A 19,516-nucleotide genomic window follows, 5' to 3' on the forward strand; every position below is an offset into this window, starting at 1 on the left:
CGTCAGCCGCGCTCGACCGGCCGCCCCGGGTCGGTGATCCAGCCGCTCCAGCTGCCGGGGTAGAGCGCGGCGCGCACGCCCGCCAGCTCCAGCGCGATGATGTCGTGGACGGCGGTGACGCCGGACCCGCAGTACGCCGCCACCTCGCCGGCCGCGCCCCGCTCGGGGGTCGCGCCGACCCCGGCGTACACCTCCGCCAGCTCGGCGGGTGAGCGGAACAGCCCCTCGTCGGTCAAGTTCCGCGACGTGGGCACGTTGACGGCGCCGGGCACGTGGCCGGCGACCGGGTCCACCGGCTCGGTCTCGCCGCGGTAGCGCTCGGCGGCCCGCGCGTCGACCAGCACCGGCACGTCGGGCACGTCCTCGGCGGACACCACGGGCATCCCGCCGGGCACGGCCGTGAAGTCGCCGGGAGCGACGTCGACCGCACCGGTCTCCACCGGTCCGCCGGCCGCCACCCAGTGCGACCAGCCGCCGTCGAGCACCCGGACCTCGGGGTGCCCGTGGAAGCGCAGCAGCCACCACGCCCGGCCGGCGGCGTGGGCCGACCAGTCGTCGTACACCACCACCGGGCGGTCGCCGGACACGCCGACCCGGCGCATCGCGGCCTCGAACACCTCGGTCGACGGGAGCGGGTGCCGCCCACCGGCACCCGGCGGCGCGGCGAGGTCCGCGTCCAGGTCGACGTACACCGCCCCGGGCACGTGCCCGGCCGCGTGCTCGGGCGCCCCGGGCGGCCCGCCCATCCGGTAGCGGACGTCCAGCACGGTGACGGAGCCGAGCAGCGAGCGCAGCTCGGAGGCGGAGACGAGCGGGGAGACGTGAGGACCGGTCATGCGACCCATCCTCCCCGAGCGTCCTGTGACAGGATTCCTGCCCGTGGCCGAACTGCATTTCTTCACCGGGACCATGGACTCCGGCAAGTCGACGCTGGCGCTCCAGACGAACCACAACCACGCCGCGCGCGGCCGGGTGGGGCAGATCTTCACGAGCCACGACCGGGCCGGCACCGCGACCATCTCCTCGCGCCTCGGCCTGACGCACGAGGCCCAGGAGGTCGCGCCGGAGTTCGACTTCTGGCGCTTCATCGTGATGACGCTGACCCAGGGCGGGCGGATCGACTACCTGATCTGCGACGAGGCCCAGTTCTACACCGCCGAGCAGATCGAGCAGCTGGCCAAGATCGTCGACGAGCTGCAGCTCGACGTCTTCTGCTTCGGCATCCTCACCGACTTCCGCACCCGGATGTTCCCGGGTGCCGCGCGCCTCGTCGAGCTCGCCGACCGGATGGAGGTCCTGCAGGTCGAGGCGCTGTGCTGGTGCGGCAAGCGCGCCACCCACAACGCCCGCACCGAGAACGGCGCGATGGTCGTCGAGGGCGAGGTCATCGTGGTCGGCGACGTCGACGACCCGGACGAGGCGCCGGCCGACGTGGCCTACGAGGTGCTCTGCCGCCAGCACCACCGGCGCCGCCTCACTGCGGCCCGCGCCAAGGCGGTCAGCCTCGCGCCGGAGCCGCTTCCGTTCGGCTGAGGCGCGCAGGACCTTCCTGAGAAGTCGCTGAAAGTAAAGAGATCTCCCCATCCGAGCGGTCGGACGCGGCGAACGACTGGTTGAAAGATGGACGTCCGCAGCGGACGTTCCCTAGCTCGACGATGGGAATCATCATGGCTCGCAACATCCTCACCTCCGGCGCCACCCTCCTCGCCGCGACCGCGGCGACCGGCGCCCTCGTCCTCGCCTCCCCCGGCCTCGCCCAGGCGGCGACGTACTCCCAGGGTCAGGCGAACGACGAGCACTCCGTGACCAACGGCACCGGCGACGCCGACGCACGTTCCAAGGCCACCCAGGGTGGCAAGCTCCGCGTCTTCACCGAGGCGGACGGCGGCACGACGGCCGGTCCGCTCGGCGGCACCACCAGCACCCCGACGGAGGCCTCGGCGCAGGCCTCGCTCAGCAAGCGGGTCCCGGTCGCCAAGGGCACCTACCGTGTCGTCGTCAACTACCAGGGTCTGCAGGGCCGCGAGAACGACCGCGGCGACAACTCGCAGTCGCGCGTCGTGCGCCAGTCGGTCGTGAAGTACGTCGCGCAGTCCGGCGGCGGCGACCGTCAGGTCGACCGCGTGCAGCAGGTGCCGACCAACAAGTCCTCGAAGAGCACCACGCTGTTGATCACCGTTCCCGACGGCTCGAGCGGCTACCTCCGTGTCAAGGCGATCCTCAAGGCGCTGTCGACCGCCGACGGCAAGTCGAGCTTCGCCCACGGCGACGCCTCGGCCTCGAACATCGTGTTCAAGGTCAACCGGATCTGATCCAGCACCTCCAGCACAGCTGTCGCGTCGCCCGGCTCCCCGAGCCGGGCGCCGCTGCGCGTCCGGCGTACGCCGTCAGTCGACGATCAGCGGGATCATCATCTCGTCGGCGGTCAGCGAGCCGTGCAGGCCGACGAGCGTCGCCTCGTAGGCGAAGTCCGTCGACGACATCACCGCGGTGTCGTCGTGGCAGGCGACCATCACGTCGCCCAGGCGGGGCAGCACGCCGGCGTCGACGGGGCCGAACCAGCCCCGGGCGATCGCCTCCTGGCGGGTGAGCACGTCGGCCCGGTCGCCCAGGAAGGCCCGCCACGTGGCCGCGACGTCGTCGACGGCGCCGCGCCGGCAGTAGAGGTGCCGGAAGCGCGCCTCGCCCCCGAGCAGGGCGACGCCGTCGCGCAGCTCGAGGTGCTCGTCGACGTCGACGCGCCGGTCGAGGGGCGAGTCGACCATGCCGTGGTCGGCCACGACCATCAGGCGCACGTCCGGGGGCAGCGCCTCGCGCAGCTGCTCGGCCTCGGCGTCGATCATCGACAGCTGCTGCAGCCACTGGTGCGAGTGCACGCCGTACCGGTGGCCGGTCCAGTCGAGGTCGCCGTCGTAGAGGTAGGTCAGCGCGGGCCGGTCCGACGACGCCAGCAGCGCCGCGGCGATCCGCTCGCCGACCTTGTCGGCGCCGACGTACTCCGCCCCCCGGTGCGCGGCGCGGGTCAGCCCGCTGCCGGCGAACTCGCGCTTGTTCACCACGGTCATCGACACGCCACGCGCCCGCAGCCGCGCGAAGGCGGTCGGGTGCGGCTGCCAGGCCAGCGGGTCCACGTCGCGGTCCCACGCCAGGGCGTTGAGGAGGTCGTTCGTGCCCGGCACCCGGGAGGTGAAGCCGACCAGCCCGTGCGCGCCCGGCGACAGGCCGGTGCCGAGCGAGGTCAGGCTGGTCGCGGTGGTCGACGGGACCCCGGCGGTGCCGGGCTGCTGGGCGGCCAGCAGGTCGGAGAGGTACGGCGCGTAGTCGGCGTGCCGCTCAAGCAGCCGGGCGCCCAGCCCGTCGATGAGGAAGACGACGTACGCCGCCGCGTCGGGCAGCACGAGGGCGGGCGGACCGTCCTCGATCGGCTGGCCGAGGGCGGCCGCGACCGCGGGCACCACGTCGCCGAGCGAGCGGTGCCGGTAGTCCGGCTCCACGAAGGAGACGGGACCGCCGAGGGTCAAGAGAGGTGCGTCCGGGCCGAGAGCGACTCGGCGAAGGACAGCAGCCCGGCCACGGCGTCGGTGCCGTCGGCGGCCGCGGAGACCCGCAGCGAGAAGTCGTCGGAGGCGAGCACGCCGGTGTAACCGTGGTCGGCCTCGCACTCGGGGTCGTTGCAGCCGGCCGGCTCGAGGTCGATCCGGCTGACGCCGCCCCAGCCGATCGTCATGACGGCCTCGGCGGGCGGGGTCGGGCCGGAGGTCGGGTTGGCGATCATCCGGGTGACGACCACGGACTTCACGGCCGAGAGCCGGATCGCCTCGGTGGAGGTCGAGGTGTACGGCTCCGGGAGCAGGTCGTCGGCCGGGTGCTCGTCGGTGTGCGCCAGGATCAGCCGGCTCGGGGTCAGGACGACGACGCTGAGGTGGCGACGCACCTCGTCGCGCTCGAAGGTCGGCTCGTGGTGGACGTAGTACGACACCACCTGCTCACCGCCGATCGCCGCGGCGACGCCCTCGGTGACGACGTCGGGGTAGTAGCCGGTGCGGTCGATCGCGTGCCGGAGGTCGAGCGAGCGGTCGTGGTCGGTGGAGCTTCTGGCCATGTGGGCAGTCTGTCACGCGCGGGCGACATCGCCGCTTCGGGCGGGCGCCGCCCTGGGGACGGCTCAGGTGGGCAGGGTGTCGCCGGGGTGCTCGGGCATCCGGCGCACGAACCAGTCCGAGCGCGGGTCGGCGACCGGGTCGACGCGGGCCGCCGCGGTCAGCACGGTCGCGCCGTCGGCCCCGGCGAGCACCAGCGAGAGCTCGAGCGAGCTGATCTGGGGCAGGTCGTTCTGCAGCTGGGAGACGCGGCGGATCAGCCGCTCCACCTCGGCGACGTCGACGACCTCGCTGCCGCGGTAGCCGAAGAGCATCGGCGAGGACTTGATCTCCCGCACCATCGCGGCGGCGTCACGCTCCCCCAACGGCGGGATCCGGTAGGACCGGTCGGCCAGCAGCTCGGTGAGCGGGCCGGAGATGCCGAACGACACGACCGGGCCGAAGAGCGGGTCCTCGATGCTGCGGACCGCGACGGGCACACCGGGGCGGGCGTTCTTCTGCACCACGAAGCCGGCCCGGTCGGCACCGGTGATCCGGGCGCCGAGCGAGTCCCACGCGTCCTCCATCTCGGCCGGGGTGTCGATGTTGCGCCACACGTGGGCCTGGTCGGGCCGCTCGCGCAGGTGGTCGGCGGTCGCCTTGAGCACGACGTCCCAGCCCAGCTCGCGCCCGGCGGCCTGGGCCTCCTCGAGCGTGGTGACCGGCCGGGTCGCCCAGAGCGCGATGCCGTAGGCGCCGAGCAGCGCGGTGAGCTCGTCGAGCCCGAGCTCGGTGCCGTCAGGGTGCGCCCGCAGCAGCTCGTTGACCAGCTTCTTGGCGGCGAGGTGGTCGACCTCGTCCGGCCCGGGCGGCGGCCCGTCGGGGGTGCGCAGCCACACGGCGTACTCGACGACGCGCGCGAGCGCGCGGACGGCGGCCTCCACGGCGGGGTACGACGGCACGGAGCCGCGCCCGGCGGTCGAGCCGGCCACGTCGGGCACGCGCAGGAGCTCGGGGATGCCCTCGGCGCCGAGGAACGACGAGACGAGCGGCTTGTCGGACTGCTCCCCCACGGCGGCCAGCACGTTGGCGACGTCCTCGCCCGACACGTTGAGCGGCGGGATGTAGACCGCGACCACGGAGTCGATCTCGGGGTCGTCGATCGCGGCGTCGAGCGCGTCCTCGAAGTCCTCGGCGGTCGCCTCGGCGCCCAGGGCCACCGACTTGTTGACGACCAGCCCGACCGCGGCGGCCGCGTCGGCGGCGAGCAGCCCGAGCGCGTCGGAGTTGCCGACGATCGCGACCCGGCGCCCGCGCGGGAGCGGCTGGTGGGCGAGCAGCTGGGCGACGTCGAACATGTCCTCGAGGGTGTCGACCTGGATCACCCCGGCCTGGCGGAACATCGCGTCGACGGCCTGCGGGGGCGCGGCGATCTTGCGCACGGCGTGCCCCATCGGGACGCCCTGCGTCGTCCGCCCCGAGCGCACCGCGATGATCGGCTTCCGCAGCGAGACGCGGCGGGCGATGCGGGAGAACTTGCGCGGGTTGCCGATGGACTCGAGGTAGAGCAGCACGACCTCGGTGGAGTCGTCCTCCTCCCAGTACTGCAGGAGGTCGTTGCCGGACACGTCGGCGCGGTTGCCGGCGCTGACGAAGGTCGACAGGCCGAGCCCGCGGTTCTGGACCTTCTCCAGGATCGCCGAGCCGAGCGCGCCGGACTGGCAGAAGAAGCCCGCGCGGCCCCGGGCCGGCATGACCGACGAGAGCGAGGCGTTGATCGAGACTCCGGGGTCGGTGTTGATGATGCCGAGACAGTTCGGCCCGATCAGCCGCAGGCCGTAGGAGCGGGACAGCCCGACCAGCCGGCGCTGGCGCTGGCGGCCCTCCTCGCCGGTCTCGGCGAAGCCGGAGGAGATGACGACCAGGCCGTGCACGCCCTTGGCGGCGCAGTCGAGCACCACCTCCTGCACGGACTCGGCCGGCACCGCCACGATGGCCACGTCGACGTCGTCGGGGATCTCGCTGACGGACTTGTACGCCGGCATGCCGGACACCGCGGCGGCGCTGGGGTTCACGGCGTACACGCGTCCGGTGAAGTCGCCCATCACCAGGTTGCGGACCAGCGCCTGCCCGATCGTGTCCTGGCGGCGGCTGGCGCCGATGACCGCGACCGAGCGCGGATTGAAGAACTTCTCGATCGAGGCCGACTCCGCGCGGTGCTCGCGGTTGATCATCACGCCGATGGCGGTGTCGGTCGGGTCGATGGGGAACTCGAGCATGAGGACGCCGTCCTCGTACTCGCTCGCGACGCGGTAGCCCGCGTCGCGGAAGGTCTGGATCATCCGGCTGTTGTCCGGGAGGATCTCGGCCACGAACCGCTCGACGCCCCGCTCGCGCCCCGCCTGCGCGAGGTGCTCGAGCAGCAGCTGGGCGATCCCGCGGCCCTGGTGCTGGTCCTCGACGAGGAACGCCACCTCGGCCTCGGCGGGGCGGACGACGTCGTACCGCCCGACCGCGATCATCTGGCCCGAGAGCGTCAGGACGAGCGCGACCCGGTTGACGTGGTCGACCTGCGTGAAGCGGGCGACGTCGCGGTCGGAGAGGTGGGGCATCGGGCTGAAGAAGCGGTAGTACTTCGACTGGTCCGAGACCCGGGCGTAGAAGTCGACCAGCAGCTCGGCGTCGCCGGCCTGGATCGGCCGGATGTGCGCGGCCCGGCCGTCGCGCAGCAGCACGTCGGCCTCCCAGTGGCGCGGGGCCTCCGGGATGTCCGGCATCTCCGGGACTGTCTGCTCGGGAGCGGTCACGCCGGAAATCTACCTGCTCCCGCCCCCGGCGTGGCCGGTGTCGCCGGACCGGGCGCACCGGGGACAATGGCCCCATGGCTCGGCGTACCACGAAGCAAGACCTCCCCGACGACTTCGAGGAGCACATCCTCGACATCGACGTCGGCGACGAGATGCGGTCCTCCTTCCTGGAGTACGCCTACTCGGTCATCTACTCGCGCGCGCTCCCGGACGCGCGCGACGGGCTGAAGCCCGTGCAGCGGCGGATCCTCTACACGATGGACCAGATGGGCCTGCGCCCCGACCGCGGCCACGTCAAGAGCGCCCGCGTCGTCGGCGAGGTGATGGGTCGCCTGCACCCGCACGGCGACACCGCGATCTACGACGCCCTGGTCCGGATGTCCCAGCCGTGGTCGATGCGGGTCCCGTTCATCGACGGGCACGGGAACTTCGGCTCCCCGGACGACTCCCCCGCCGCGATGCGCTACACCGAGTGCCGGATGTCGCCGGCCGCGGTCGCGATGACCGCCTCGATCGACGAGGACACCGTCGACTTCAAGCCCAACTACGACAGCCGCGAGTTCGAGCCGACCGTGCTCCCCGCGGCGATCCCGAACCTCGTCGTCAACGGCAGCACCGGCATCGCGGTCGGCATGGCGACCAACATGGCCCCGCACAACCTGGTCGAGGTCGTCCAAGCGCTGCGGCACCTGATCCAGCACCCGAAGACCGACGTCGACGGGCTGATGCGCTTCATCCCGGGCCCCGACCTGCCGACCGGCGGCAAGATCGTCGGGCTCGAGGGCATCCGCGACGCCTACCTCACCGGCCGCGGCACCTTCCGGATGCGCGCCACCGCCCGGGTCGAGTCGATCAACGCCCGTCGCAAGGGCATCGTCGTGACCGAGCTGCCGTACGGCGTGGGCACCGAGAAGGTCATCGAGCGGATCAAGGTGCTGGTCCAGGGCAAAAAGCTCACGGGCATCTCCGACATCAAGGACCTCACCGACCGCGAGAAGGGCCTGCGCCTGGTCATCGAGGTCAAGAACGGCTTCCACCCCGAGGCGCTGCTCGAGCAGCTCTACCGCCAGACGCCGATGGAGGACACCTTCGGCATCAACAACGTCGCGCTCGTCGACGGCCAGCCCCGGACCCTCGGGCTCAAGGAGATGCTGCAGGTCTTCCTCGAGCACCGGCTCGAGGTCGTGCGCCGGCGCTCGCAGTTCCGCCGCAACAAGAAGGCCGACCGGCTCCACCTGGTCGACGGCCTGCTCGTCGCGCTGCTCGACATCGACGAGGTCATCCAGGTGATCCGCACCAGCGACGACTCGGGGGCGGCCAAGGAGCGCCTGATGTCGGTCTTCGACCTCAGCGTCGCGCAGGCCGACTACATCCTCGAGATGCAGCTGCGCCGCCTGACCCGCTTCAGCCGGATCGAGCTCGAGAAGGAGCAGGAGCAGCTGCGCCGCGAGATCGAGGAGCTCGACGCGATCCTCAACGACGTCCAGCTGCGCTGGAAGGTCGTCTCCGACGAGCTCGCCGAGGTCGCCAAGACGTACGGCACCCCCCGGCGTACCGTCCTGCTCGAGTCGTCCGGCACCTCCGTCGCCTCCGCGGCCGTGCCGCTCGAGGTCGCGGACGACCCGTGCTTCGCCTTCCTGTCGTCCAGCGGGCTGATGGCGCGCTCGACGTCGGCGGAGCCGGTCGGCTCCGGCGGGGCCCGCACCAACCACGACGTCATCGTCTCCGCGGTCCGCACCACCGCCCGCGGCGAGATCGGCGTCGTCACCTCGCTGGGCCGCGTGGTCAAGGTCGGCGTGCTCGACCTGCCGGCGATCCCGTCGTCGGCCAACGACCCGAACCTCCAGGGCGGCGTGCCCCTCAGCGAGGTCCTCTCGCTGGGCCAGGGCGAGCGCGCCCTCGCGCTGACCGCGCTCCCCACGGACGGCCCCGGCCTCGCGCTCGGCACCCGCCAGGGCGTCGTGAAGCGGGTCAACCCCGAGGTCCTCTCCCGCGACGAGTGGGAGGTGATCGGGCTCAAGGACGGCGACGAGGTCGTCGGCGCCCTCGACCTCACGACCGGCACCGAGACGCTCGCCTTCATCACCTCCGACGCCCAGCTGCTGCACTTCGGCGCCGACGGCGTCCGGCCGCAGGGCCGCTCCGGCGGCGGCATCGCCGGCATCCGGGTGACCTCGGGTGAGGGCGTCGTCTGGTTCGGCGCGGTCGACCCTTCGGACGCGGTCGTCGTGACGGCGTCCGGCTCGTCGACGGCGCTGCCCGGGACCGAGCCCGGCGCCGTCAAGGTCACGCCGTTCACCGAGTACCCCCCGAAGGGGCGCGCCACCGGCGGTGTCCGGTGCCACCGCTTCCTCAAGGGCGAGGACACCCTCGTCTTCGCCTGGGCCGGCACCGCTCCCGCCCGCGCGGCCGCGTCCAGCGGGTCCCCCATCGACCTGCCCGCGGCCGACGGACGCCGGGACGGCTCGGGGATCCCGGGGAGCCAGGCGATCGCCGCCTGCGCCGGTCCGCTGGCGGCGCGACTCGGCGGCGCGGAGACCCCGGCCGCGGAACCATCCGTGTGACAGGCTGCCCACCATGCTGACCCGTCGCTCCCGGACCCGCCCGCGTCGCGCCACCACCCTGCTGGTCGCCGTCGTCACGACGCTGGGCCTCGGGCTCGCGCTGAGCTCCTGCGGCGGCGACGACAAGGCGGCGGCGAGCGGGAAGTCGCCCGACGAGGTGATGGCGCTCGCGAAGAAGACCCTCGACGACACCACCGGGGTGAAGCTGTCGCTCGCGACCAGCGACCTGCCCGACGGCGTCACCGGCATCACCAAGGCCGAGGGCACGGGCACCCACGCCCCGGCCTTCGACGGCACGATCACCGTGGTGCTCACCGGCCAGTCCTTCGACGTGCCCGTGATCGCCGTCGACGGCGTCGTCTACGCCCAGATCCCGCTGACGCCCGGCTGGCAGGACGTCGACCCGTCGGAGTACGGCGCCCCGGACCCGGCCCAGCTGATGAGCCCCGACAAGGGCTTCTCCTCGCTGCTGCCCGCGACCACCGGGCTGGAGAAGGGCAACAGCATCCGCGGCGGCTCGGACAACAGCGAGATCCTGACGGAGTACTCCGGCACCGTGCCCGACACCGCGGTCAAGAACGTCATCCCGACCGCGACCGGCGACTTCACCGCGACGTACACCGTCAGCGACAGCGGCGAGCTGCGCGAGGCCAAGCTGACCGGCGTCTTCTACCCGGACTCGGAGTCGATGACCTACACGATCGGCTTCGAGGACTACGGGACCGACAAGGACATCACCGCCCCATGACGGTCCGGGACGGCGCGGTGACGGGCCAGCCCCGGCTGCTGCTCGGCCTCGCGGCCGTCGCGGTCGCCTTCGCCGCCGCCGACACGTACGTCGTCGTGCTGGCGCTGCCGGACATGATGACGAGCGTCGGCATCCCGATCGACCAGCTCCAGCGCGCCGCCCCCATCGTGTCGGGCTTCCTGCTCGGCTACGTCGCCATGCTGCCGCTCATCGGCCGGATCGCGGACCTGCGCGGCCGGGTCCCGGTGCTGGTCGCCGCCCTCGTGCTGTTCGCGGTCGGCTCGCTGGTCACCACGCTGGCCTACGACATGCCGACCCTCGTCGGCGGTCGCTTCCTGCAGGGCGTCGGGGGCGGCGGGCTGGTGCCCGCGACCCTGGCGCTGGTCGCCGACCTCTACCCCGCCAACCGCCGCGGCGTCCCGCTCGGCATCGTCTCCGCCGTCCAGGAGCTCGGCAGCGTCGTCGGCCCGCTCTTCGGGGCCGTCGTGCTCGCCGTCGCCGACTGGCGGGCGATCTTCCTGATCAACCTGGCGGTCGGCCTGGTCCTGGCCGCGGCGATCCGGGGGTTGCGGTTTGGTCACCAACCGCAGGTTTCGGAGGGTCCGGGACGCGGTATGCGACCAATCGATCGTTCCAAGGACGGCGCCCGCCCGCGACCCGACGCCGTCGGCGCCCTCCTGCTGCTGATCACGCTCGTCACCGGGGCGCTGGTGTTCGTCCGCCCGACGCAGATCCTGCAGGACATCACCTGGGGCCAGATCTTCATCCCGTTCGCCGGGGACGGGCGCTGGCTGACCCCGGTCGGCGTCATCGCGCTGGCCGCCGCGCTCCTCCTCGTCGTCCGGTGCTCGACCGCGGCGCGTCCGCTGGTCGCCCTGCCCGGCTGGGTCCGCAGCGTCCGTGAGGCCGACGTCGTCGGTGCGCTGTTCCTCGCCGTCGCCCTCGGCGGCGTGATCCTCGCCTTCGCCACGGCCGACCCCAAGATCCAGGTCTTCTCCGACCAGGGTCTGTGGTACCTCCTCGGCGCCGCCCTCGCCGCCGTCGCCTTCGTCCTGCACCTGCGCCGCGCCGAGGCGCCGTTGGTGCCGCGCGGGGCGCTGCGGCGCACCCCCGCCTGGGGCGCCCTCCTCGTCAGCTTCTTCGTCGGCGCCGCCCTGATCGCCGCGCTCATCGACATCCCGCTGTTCGCCCGCACCACCGTCTACCCCGACTCCCAGCTGATGGCCGCGCTCGTGCTGGTCCGCTTCCTGGTGGCGCTGCCCGTCGGCGCGGTCCTCGGGGGCTACCTCACCCGCACCCTGCCCGCCGGGGTGGTGGCCGCCGTCGGGCTGGTCCTGGCCGCCGCCGGCTTCCTGCTGATGAGCCGCTGGGGGCTCACGAGCCTGGACGACCTCTCCGCCAACGTCCCCCTGCTCGTCGGCGGCTTCGGCTTCGGGCTCGCTCTGGCGCCCGTGAACGCCGCGGTGCTCGCCAGCACCGACGACGACGTGCACGGCCTGGCCAGCGCGCTGGTGGTGGTCGCGCGGATGGTCGGCATGCTGGTCGGCATCTCGGCCCTCACCACGATCGGGCTGCGCCGCTACTACGCCGAGCAGGCCGACCTGCCGACCGCCCGCTCGGTCTGCGACGGCAAGAGCCGCTGCGCCGAGTTCACCGACCTGCTCCGCGTCGCCGGGATCGCCCAGGAGCACACGGTCTTCGCCGGTGCCGCCGTCTGCGCCCTCGTCGGGGCCGTGCTCGCGCTCCTGTTGTTCCGAGGCGCGGCGACCCGCGCGGTCGAGCCGGCGCACCTCCTGCACACCGCCGGGTGACCAGCGCCACGCTCTCGTCGTACGAACCCGTCACCCACCCGCCACGCCGCTCCGCTAACGTGCCCGACGTGGCTGACTTCGAAGACCTGCTCGCTGCCAACCAGGAGTTCGCCGCCGACTTCAAGCTCGGCGGCTTCGACGGCGTCGCCCATGCGGGCGTCGCGATCGTGACCTGCATGGACTCCCGCATCGACCCGCTGAACATGCTGGGTCTCAAGGCGGGTGACGCCAAGATCTTCCGCAACCCGGGTGGCCGTGTCACCGAGGCCGCCCTCGAGGCGCTCGTCCTCGGCGCGCACCTCCTCGGCGTCCGCCGGATCCTGGTCATCCCCCACACCCGCTGCGCCATGGCGAGCAACACCGAGCAGGAGATCCGCGACAAGATCGGCGAGTCCGCCGGCGTCGACGCCTCGTGGGCGGAGTTCCACGTCGTCGAGGACCAGCTCGTCGCCCTCGAGGAGGACGTCCGCAAGGTGCGCGCGCACCCGCTCGTCCCCGACTCCGTCCTCGTCGGCGGATTCGTCTACGACGTCGACACGGGCCTGCTCGACCAGAAGTTCTGAGGCGTCAGGGCGGACGCCGTCAGCCCGCGTGCACCCGCGGCGTGAACCTCTCGCGGCGCCGACCCGGCCCCTGGTCGTAGTACACGTACGTCGGGTCCCGCACGTCGTCCGTGGTGCTCACGACGACGAGCGCCCGCACCCACCGCGGCGATCCCAGGCAGGTGCGCGGAAAGGCGACCGTCAGCGTGTTCGCCACGAGGTCGACGTGGGTGGCGACCTCGCAGCGGTGGTCACCGTCACCGGTGAGTGTGGCCGTCCCTGCCCAGTTGCCGCGGCCGGCGCGTACGTGCACGTCGGTGTACTCCAGCTGATGGGTGCCGGGCCACTGCAGCTCCAGGTTGGCCCGGAGGCGCGGGCTCTGGCGGTTCAGCTCCCGGAACACCGCCACCGCCTTGATCCGCCGCAGGCCGTGCCGGACCCGGAGCCGCGTGACGTCACCGTTCGCATGCTGCGGAGCCGGCTCGGCCACCGGCTCGTCGACCGTGAAGTCGACGTAGCTCACGTCGTGCCGGGCGTCACGCGCGGTGACGGACTCGGCGTTGGCCGGACCCGTCAGCGCGAGGCTTCCGGCGAGGGCAACGGTGAGCGTGAGGACCAGACGTCCGAGCGAGGCGGCCATGGCAGCACCCTAGGATCTGCCGGCCACCGGCGAAGGGGAACTGCGATGCGGGCAGCGGACGTGGTGGGCTCGCGAAGGGCCTACCTGGCCCTGCTCGGTTCCGTAGGCTCGCCCCGTGAGTGTTGACGACCTGCTCTTCCTGCTCGGCCCCGCCAGCGCGCCGGTGCTCGCACCGCTCGCTCTCGTGACCCTGCTGGTCCTGGGACGACCTCGCACCGAGGTGTGGCTCGCGTCCGGGCTCTTCACCGTCGTCGCCTGGACCTGGGCGACCTACTGGTGGTGCCTGGACAAGCTCATGGTCGAGTACGTCGACAACCGCTCGATCCACGTCGCGATGGACGTCGCCCAGGCCGGCTGCGCCCTCGCCTCGATGGCGCTCGTCGTGACGGCCGGCCGAGCGGCGTACGCCGTCGCCGACGCGCGGCGCAGGGCGTCGGACGACGTGGGCTGGTTCGCGTACGCGCCCCTCGGTCCCCACGACCCGGCGCTGGGGCGCGCTGTCCGGAAGGTCAGCCTCGAGCACGACCCGTACGGCGGACCGTTCTGGGACGACGAGGGCTGCCTCGGTGAGGACTTCCCCGACCTCCACGACCTCGTCGGGCTGTCCTCCGGGCTCTACGACGACATGATGGCGTGGCACGAGGACTGGCTGGAGCACGGCAGCAGCCCGTCGCCGGACTGGACCGAGACCCACGACGCCCAGCACCGCGAGCTGGTCCGGCGGCTGCGCACCGAGGTCCACCCCTACATCAGCGTCACCCCCGGTCCCGCCTGACTGCCGCAGCAGCGACGAGCGCCGCAGCCACGAGCGCCAACCCGACCGGCCGTGCCCAGTCCGAGAGGGCGTGCGAGTCGTGCGCAGAGATGAACTCCAGGACGCCCAGGTCGTCGGCCCACTCGACGCGCGCCCACCCGTAGGCGTACAGGAGAGCGGCCAGTCCTCCGACCAAGCCGCCGGCGAGACCGAGACCTGCCCAGAGCTCCTGCCGCAGGTGCCTGGCGCAGAAGACGGCGACAGCCAGGAAGACCAAGGCCTCACTCGCGTAGAGCAGGAAGAACCTCATGGAGGCGTAGTCGACGACGTACACGGCCTCACGGTAGGGGCCGTCGGCCAGATCGTGAGGGAGGATGCCGTCCGCACCGCACGATTGTGCGTGGGATCAAGAGTTGAGCATCGAGATCTTGATCTGGCGCACAATGACGAGGTTCACGCAGCATGCCTCAGGCGTAGGGCGCCCTGTGGCTCGTGAGCCAATGCAACACCATCGCGAGGAACAGCGACACGATCCTCAGTGCAGCCACGGTTGTGGACCGTGCGTGTGAGCAGTCAAGGCACGCGCACTCAGCGCCTGTTCGACGTGAATCGCCCTCGTCGCACGGATCTTGTCCGGGTCGACCGTCAAGGTGAGTCGCGCGTTGTCTCGTGGGCGGAGGCGCGCGCGGGTGCACGAAGCGTGAAGGGGTACAGGGATCCTGGTGTCGCTCACCCGGTGCATGTGCTTCGGAGGTGGGCCGCGCGCCGTGACATCTTGCGACCGCGGCTTAGTTCGCCGACATGACCGGGTCCGTCCCTACTGGACAGCAAGGGACGACTGCGCTGCCGAGCGCTGGCCCTAGAGTCCCCGGCGGCTCAGCATCTGGCCGCACAGGGACCAGTACACGTCCGCGTCCGAGCGCTCGAGATTGCTCGTGTCGTCGACTCCACCGAGAAACAGTGGAATCCGATAGCCGACACATTCGGTCGAGGTCAGTGGTGCTGTGTCTCCAGAGTCTCGCCGCCACTGGCTGTAGTACGACGAGGCCAGAGCAGCGTCGTGATAGTCGATCAGCTCCGACTCGTGAAAGTCACGAAGAGAACCCGGCATCTCCAGCACCTCGCCGACACCCACGTCGAGCATCAGGATCTGAGGCTGGCCGTCGCGGTCCGGTCTCGACCGGTCCACAGCGAACTGGCGTCCCAGCCAATCGACGGCGAAGCACTGGACCCGTTCGGAGAACGCGGGGAAGGCATTGAGCGCCAGCCCCTCCAGGCAGGAGCCGAGGCAGCGTCGAACCAACGCAGCAAGCCACCCGTGAGGGACGCTCCGCCGACAGCTGACGCGCGTCTATCGACGTCGTCCGGCACGAACCCGGGGACCGGCCGGTCCGCAGGGAAGAGCGAGGTCAGCCCGGAAAGGTCCACGTGAGTCGTTGTCCGATCCCTCAGGCGTCGAGCGCCTCGACGTCCACCTCGTAGGCGCCCTGCACGATGAACTCCTTGCGCGGCGCGACCTCGGAGCCCATCAGGAGCTCGAAGACGGTGGAGGCCGCCTCGGCGTCATCGACGGTGATCCGGCGCAGGGTGCGCTGGCGCGGGTCCATCGTGGTCTCGGCCAGCTGGTCGGCGTCCATCTCGCCGAGGCCCTTGTAGCGCTGCACCGGGTCCTTCCAGCGCACGTTCTTCTTCGTGAGCTCGGCGAGCTTCCGCTGGAGCTCGTCGTCGGAGTACGTGTAGACGTACTTGTCCATGCCCTTCTTCGGGTTGGACAGCTCGATCCGGTGAAGCGGAGGGACGGCGCTGTAGACGCGCCCCTCGTTGAGCAGCTCGGGCATGTACTTGAAGAACAGCGTCGCCAGCAGGCAGCGGATGTGGGCGCCGTCGGAGTCGGCGTCGGCCATGAAGATGATCCGGCCGTAGCGCCGGGCGTCGAGCTCGAAGGTGCGCCCGGAGCCGGCCCCCACGACCTGGATGATCGAGGCGCACTCGGTGTTCTTGAGCATGTCGCCGACCGAGGCCTTCTGGACGTTCAGGATCTTGCCGCGGATCGGCAGCAGCGCCTGGAACTCCGAGTTGCGCGCGAGCTTGGCCGTGCCGAGCGCCGAGTCACCCTCGACGATGAAGAGCTCGGTCCGCTCGTTGTCGTTGGCGCGGCAGTCGGCCAGCTTCGAGGGCAGCGCCGAGGACTCCAGGGCGTTCTTGCGCCGCTGGGTCTCCTTGTGGGTGCGGGCCGCGATCCGGGTCTTGGAGGCGCCGACGACCTTCTCCATGACCAGCTTGGCCTGGGCCTTCTCGGCGCGCTTGGTCGAGGTGAGGAAGGCCTTGAGCTCGGCGGCCACGACCTTGCGTACGACGCTGCGCGCGGCGGGGGTGCCGAGGATCTCCTTGGTCTGGCCTTCGAACTGCGGCTCCGCGAGCCGGACGGTGACGACGCCGGTGAGGCCCTCGAGCACGTCGTCCTTGATCACGTCGGCGTCGTTGACCTTGAGCGCCTTGGTCGAGCGCATCACGTCGTTGAAGGTCTTGGTGACGGCCTGCTCGAAGCCGCTCACGTGGGTGCCGCCCTTGGGCGTCGCGATCACGTTGACGAACGAGCGGACCTCGGTGTCGTAGCCCATCCCCCAGCGGACCGCGATGTCGACGTGCAGCTCGCGCTCGACCTCCTGCGGGGTCATGTGGCCCTGCTCGTCGAGCAGCGGGACGGTCTCGGTGAAGGTGTCCATGCCCTGGAGGCGGACGATGTCGGTGACCGGCTCGTCGTGGGCGAGGAACTCGACGAACTCCGCGATGCCGCCGTCGTGGCGGAACTTCTCCTCCACGGGGGTGTCGCCCCGCAGGTCGCGGATGACGAGCTCGAGGCCGGGCACGATGAACGACGTCTGGCGGGCGCGGCCGAGCAGGCCCTCGAACTCGAACCGGGCGTCCTTGGTGAAGATCTGCCGGTCCGGCCAGAAGCGGATCAGCGTGCCGGTCTTGCCCTTGGCCACGCGCTTGCCCTTGCGGGTCAGGCCGGACTGCGCGGTGAACGGCGCCTTCGGACCCTCGCCCTCGAACACCCCGGGGACGCCGCGGTGGAAGCTCAGGCCCTGCTGGCTCGGGGAGCGGTCGACGTCGATGTCCATCCGCGCCGACAGCGCGTTGACCACCGAGAGGCCGACGCCGTGCAGGCCACCTGTGGCGACGTACGACCCACCGCCGAACTTGCCACCGGCGTGCAGCTTGGTCGCCACGACCTCGACGCCCGGGAGCCCGGTCTTGGGCTCCCTGTCGGTCGGGATGCCGCGGCCGTCGTCGTGGACCTCGACGGAGTCGTCGGCGTGCAGGGTCACCTCGACGCGGTGCGCGGAGCCGGCCAGGGCCTCGTCCACGCCGTTGTCGATGATCTCCCACAGGCAGTGCATGAGACCACGCGTGTCGGTCGAGCCGATGTACATGCCCGGGCGCTTGCGCACCGCCTCGAGGCCCTCGAGGACCAGGAGATGCGCGGCGTTGTACGTGTTGTCGATCGTGGGCCTGCCTTCGGTGGTGGAGCTGTCGTGCCGGTCGTCACAGCGGTCCTCGTGGGACGGGCAATCCGTCTGGTGCTGCGCCTCCGAATCTACCTGCGACACGCCGGACAACGCAGAAGGCTCGCCTGCCGTGGCAGCGAGCGGAGCGGGTCTAGCGTGATCAGCGTTGGGGATCACGTCACGATGTGGACACGATGGCTTCTCGGGATCGTCGAAGAGCAACCTGCCGCCCCCGGCAACCGTCACACTGAAGCAGGGCTAGACGTCTCCTCCACACGTGAGTTCCCGAAGCATGGAAACCCTCGGACCGGGGAAGACACTCCATGATGGGATGAGGTGTCACGGGACACGTGGCAGCGGGAATCTTTCACCCCCGTCGCTACGTTGAACAGACACCGATCAAGAATTGAGGCCGATGTGACCACTGCAGTTGCCCCCAGCACCGCCGCGCTCACCGCCGCGGACCGCTGCGACCGATGCGGCGCCCAGGCCTACCTCCGCGTGGAGCTCCAGACGGGCGGCGAACTCCTGTTCTGCGCCCACCACGCGCGTGAGCACGGCGACAAGCTCCGCGAGATCGCGGCCCACGTCATCGACGAGACGCACAAGCTCGGTGACAAGCCCGCGGTCGTGCCCGACACCGACCACTGACCCCCGACACGACATCGGCTCCGGACCCCGGTCCGGGGCCTTCGTCATTTCCGCGCCCGCTCCGGACGTCCCCTGACGCTGTGGAAGGGTGTGCCGCGTGAGCCCGGTCGAAGTCCTCGTCGCCCTGATGCTCGCCGTCGGCGTGGTCGGGATCCTCGTGCCGATCCTGCCGGGCTCCGTGCTGGTCCTCGCCGGCGTCCTCATCTGGGCGCTCGACACCGGCAGCGCGACCGGCTGGGCGGTCTTCGGGATCGCCGCGGCCCTGCTCGTCGTCGGCACCGTCGTGAAGTACGCCGTCCCGGGCCGTCGCCTGCAGGGCGCGGGCATCCCCGCCTCGACCCAGTGGGCCGGCGCCGGCGCCGCGGTCGTCGGCTTCTTCGTGATCCCCGTGGTGGGGCTGTTCCTCGGCTTCGTCGTCGGGGTGTACGCCGCCGAGCGGCACCGTGTCGGCGCGGCCGCGGCCTGGCCGTCCACCAAGGCGGCGCTGCGGGCGGTCGGCCTGAGCATCGTCATCGAGCTGGTCGCCGCGCTGCTCGCGGTCGCGGCCTGGGTCGTCGGTGTCGTGGTCACCTGATGGCGGTCCTGCTGGCCCTCTTCGCGGCGCTCACCTACGGCCTGGCCGACTTCGTCGGCGGCTTCTTCTCCCAGCGGGTCAGCCCGTGGGCGGTCGCCCTGTGCGCCCAGCTCGGGGGCGCCACGCTGGTCCTCCTGCTCACGCTCGTCACCGAAGGCTCCCCCACCGGCGCCGATCTCGCGTGGTGCGTCGTGGCCGGTCTCGGCAACGGCTTCGGCACCGCCTTCCTCTACCGCGGCCTGTCCTCGGGCCGGATGGGCGTGGTGGCCCCGATCTCGGGGGTCGGCGCCGCCCTCGTCCCGGTCGTGGTCGGGCTCGTCGCCGGTGAGCGGCCGGCCGCGCTGGTGTGGGTCGGGATCGTCGTGGCACTGCCCGGCATCTGGCTGGTCTCCCGCGAGCCCGACGCGGCCGCGCCCCGCCTCGGGGCCGGAGTCGTGGACGGCGTACTCGCCGGTCTGGGGTTCGGCACCCTGTTCGCCGCGCTCGCCCAGATCCCCGAGGAGGCCGGCTTCCTCCCGCTGGCGCTCAACCAGCTCGTGGCGGCCGGCGCCGTCGTCGCGGTCGCCGTGGTGCTGCGGCAGCCGTGGGTGCCGCGCGAGCCGCGGGCGGCCGCCGGGGTGCTCAGCGGCGCCCTCGGGGCGCTCGCGACGGGCTCGTTCATGGTCGCCACCCGCAGCGGCTTCCTGACCGTCACCGCGGTCATCGCCTCGCTCTACCCGGCCTTCACCGTGCTGCTCGCGGCCTCCGTTCTCCGCGAGAAGGTCCACCGCGCCCAGGGGGTCGGGCTCGCGCTCTGCGCAGTTGCCATCGGTCTCGTGGCATCAGGCTGACCCC

The 19,516-nt window shown here is 71.7% G+C and carries 18 protein-coding genes; 10 read left to right on the plus strand and 8 right to left on the minus strand.

Annotated features, from left to right (window positions below; translation table 11 throughout):
• Positions 1-2 precede the first annotated feature (2 nt).
• Positions 3-836, minus strand: a complete 834-nt coding sequence (locus tag H5V45_RS02725; RefSeq protein ID WP_185251524.1) for a sulfurtransferase — start codon at positions 834-836, stop codon at positions 3-5.
• Between the two features lie 43 nt (positions 837-879).
• Between H5V45_RS02725 and H5V45_RS02730 the strand changes: the two genes are divergently transcribed.
• Together H5V45_RS02730 and H5V45_RS02735 are read left to right on the plus strand one after the other, a co-directional pair.
• A complete protein-coding gene (locus H5V45_RS02730) occupies positions 880-1,533 on the plus strand; it encodes a thymidine kinase (protein ID WP_185251525.1) in 654 nt (217 codons plus the stop codon).
• Positions 1,534-1,667: 134 nt separating this feature from the next.
• Positions 1,668-2,312, plus strand: a complete 645-nt coding sequence (locus H5V45_RS02735; RefSeq protein ID WP_185251526.1) for a hypothetical protein — start codon at positions 1,668-1,670, stop codon at positions 2,310-2,312.
• Positions 2,313-2,387: 75 nt separating this feature from the next.
• Here H5V45_RS02735 and H5V45_RS02740 read toward each other — a convergent pair whose 3' ends face one another.
• The 3 genes from H5V45_RS02740 to H5V45_RS02750 all read right to left on the minus strand — a co-directional run bounded on the left by H5V45_RS02740 (position 2,388) and on the right by H5V45_RS02750 (position 6,886).
• A complete protein-coding gene (locus tag H5V45_RS02740; protein ID WP_185251527.1) occupies positions 2,388-3,521 on the minus strand; it encodes an alkaline phosphatase family protein in 1,134 nt (377 codons plus the stop codon).
• The gene (locus tag H5V45_RS02745) at positions 3,518-4,102 is read right to left on the minus strand and encodes a DUF5998 family protein (protein WP_185251528.1); all 585 of its coding nucleotides are present in this window, start codon (positions 4,100-4,102) and stop codon (positions 3,518-3,520) included. The genes H5V45_RS02740 and H5V45_RS02745 overlap by 4 nt, the downstream gene beginning before the upstream one ends.
• 63 nt (positions 4,103-4,165) lie before the next feature.
• Positions 4,166-6,886, minus strand: coding sequence for a bifunctional acetate--CoA ligase family protein/GNAT family N-acetyltransferase (locus tag H5V45_RS02750; protein ID WP_343061391.1), 2,721 nt, complete (start codon positions 6,884-6,886; stop codon positions 4,166-4,168).
• A 74-nt stretch (positions 6,887-6,960) separates the two neighbouring features.
• Between H5V45_RS02750 and H5V45_RS02755 the strand changes: the two genes are divergently transcribed.
• From H5V45_RS02755 to H5V45_RS02770, 4 genes are all read left to right on the plus strand, one after another.
• On the plus strand, positions 6,961-9,450 hold the full coding sequence (locus H5V45_RS02755; protein WP_185251529.1) for a DNA gyrase/topoisomerase IV subunit A: 2,490 nt from the start codon (positions 6,961-6,963) through the stop codon (positions 9,448-9,450).
• A gap of 13 nt (positions 9,451-9,463) precedes the next feature.
• Complete coding sequence (locus H5V45_RS02760; RefSeq protein WP_185251530.1) at positions 9,464-10,198, plus strand: LppX_LprAFG lipoprotein; 735 nt, start codon at positions 9,464-9,466, stop codon at positions 10,196-10,198.
• Complete coding sequence (locus H5V45_RS02765) at positions 10,195-12,009, plus strand: MFS transporter (protein ID WP_185251531.1); 1,815 nt, start codon at positions 10,195-10,197, stop codon at positions 12,007-12,009. Before H5V45_RS02760 ends, H5V45_RS02765 begins: the two co-directional genes overlap by 4 nt.
• A gap of 68 nt (positions 12,010-12,077) precedes the next feature.
• A complete protein-coding gene (locus H5V45_RS02770; RefSeq protein ID WP_185251532.1) occupies positions 12,078-12,572 on the plus strand; it encodes a carbonic anhydrase in 495 nt (164 codons plus the stop codon).
• Between the two features lie 19 nt (positions 12,573-12,591).
• Here the strand turns inward: H5V45_RS02770 and H5V45_RS02775 are convergent, their stop codons facing one another.
• On the minus strand, positions 12,592-13,191 hold the full coding sequence (locus tag H5V45_RS02775) for a hypothetical protein (RefSeq protein WP_185251533.1): 600 nt from the start codon (positions 13,189-13,191) through the stop codon (positions 12,592-12,594).
• 115 nt (positions 13,192-13,306) lie between these two features.
• Between H5V45_RS02775 and H5V45_RS02780 the strand changes: the two genes are divergently transcribed.
• On the plus strand, positions 13,307-13,966 hold the full coding sequence (locus H5V45_RS02780; RefSeq protein ID WP_185251534.1) for a hypothetical protein: 660 nt from the start codon (positions 13,307-13,309) through the stop codon (positions 13,964-13,966).
• On the opposite strand, the gene H5V45_RS02785 is transcribed toward H5V45_RS02780, so the two are convergent.
• The 3 genes from H5V45_RS02785 to H5V45_RS02795 all read right to left on the minus strand — a co-directional run bounded on the left by H5V45_RS02785 (position 13,947) and on the right by H5V45_RS02795 (position 17,454).
• Positions 13,947-14,279: a hypothetical protein gene (locus tag H5V45_RS02785; RefSeq protein WP_185251535.1), complete on the minus strand. Its 333-nt coding sequence runs from the start codon at positions 14,277-14,279 to the stop codon at positions 13,947-13,949. The two genes, H5V45_RS02780 and H5V45_RS02785, sit on opposite strands and share 20 nt — an antisense overlap.
• 525 nt (positions 14,280-14,804) lie before the next feature.
• Positions 14,805-15,248 carry a T6SS immunity protein Tdi1 domain-containing protein gene (locus H5V45_RS02790; RefSeq protein ID WP_185251536.1) on the minus strand — a complete coding sequence of 148 codons (444 nt, stop codon included), beginning with the start codon at positions 15,246-15,248 and terminating at the stop codon, positions 14,805-14,807.
• A 145-nt stretch (positions 15,249-15,393) separates the two neighbouring features.
• Complete coding sequence (locus tag H5V45_RS02795) at positions 15,394-17,454, minus strand: DNA gyrase subunit B (RefSeq protein WP_185254428.1); 2,061 nt, start codon at positions 17,452-17,454, stop codon at positions 15,394-15,396.
• Between the two features lie 420 nt (positions 17,455-17,874).
• On the opposite strand from H5V45_RS02795, the gene H5V45_RS02800 reads away from it, so the two are divergent.
• The 3 genes from H5V45_RS02800 (at position 17,875) to H5V45_RS02810 (ending at position 19,512) form a co-directional block, all read left to right on the plus strand.
• Complete coding sequence (locus H5V45_RS02800) at positions 17,875-18,108, plus strand: DUF7455 domain-containing protein (protein WP_185251537.1); 234 nt, start codon at positions 17,875-17,877, stop codon at positions 18,106-18,108.
• Positions 18,109-18,205: 97 nt separating this feature from the next.
• Positions 18,206-18,682, plus strand: coding sequence for a DUF456 family protein (locus H5V45_RS02805; RefSeq protein ID WP_185251538.1), 477 nt, complete (start codon positions 18,206-18,208; stop codon positions 18,680-18,682).
• Complete coding sequence (locus H5V45_RS02810) at positions 18,682-19,512, plus strand: DMT family transporter (protein WP_185251539.1); 831 nt, start codon at positions 18,682-18,684, stop codon at positions 19,510-19,512. The genes H5V45_RS02805 and H5V45_RS02810 overlap by 1 nt, the downstream gene beginning before the upstream one ends.
• Positions 19,513-19,516 lie beyond the last annotated feature (4 nt).

It is taken from the genome of Nocardioides luti, assembly GCF_014212315.1.
Lineage (GTDB): Bacteria > Actinomycetota > Actinomycetes > Propionibacteriales > Nocardioidaceae > Nocardioides > Nocardioides luti.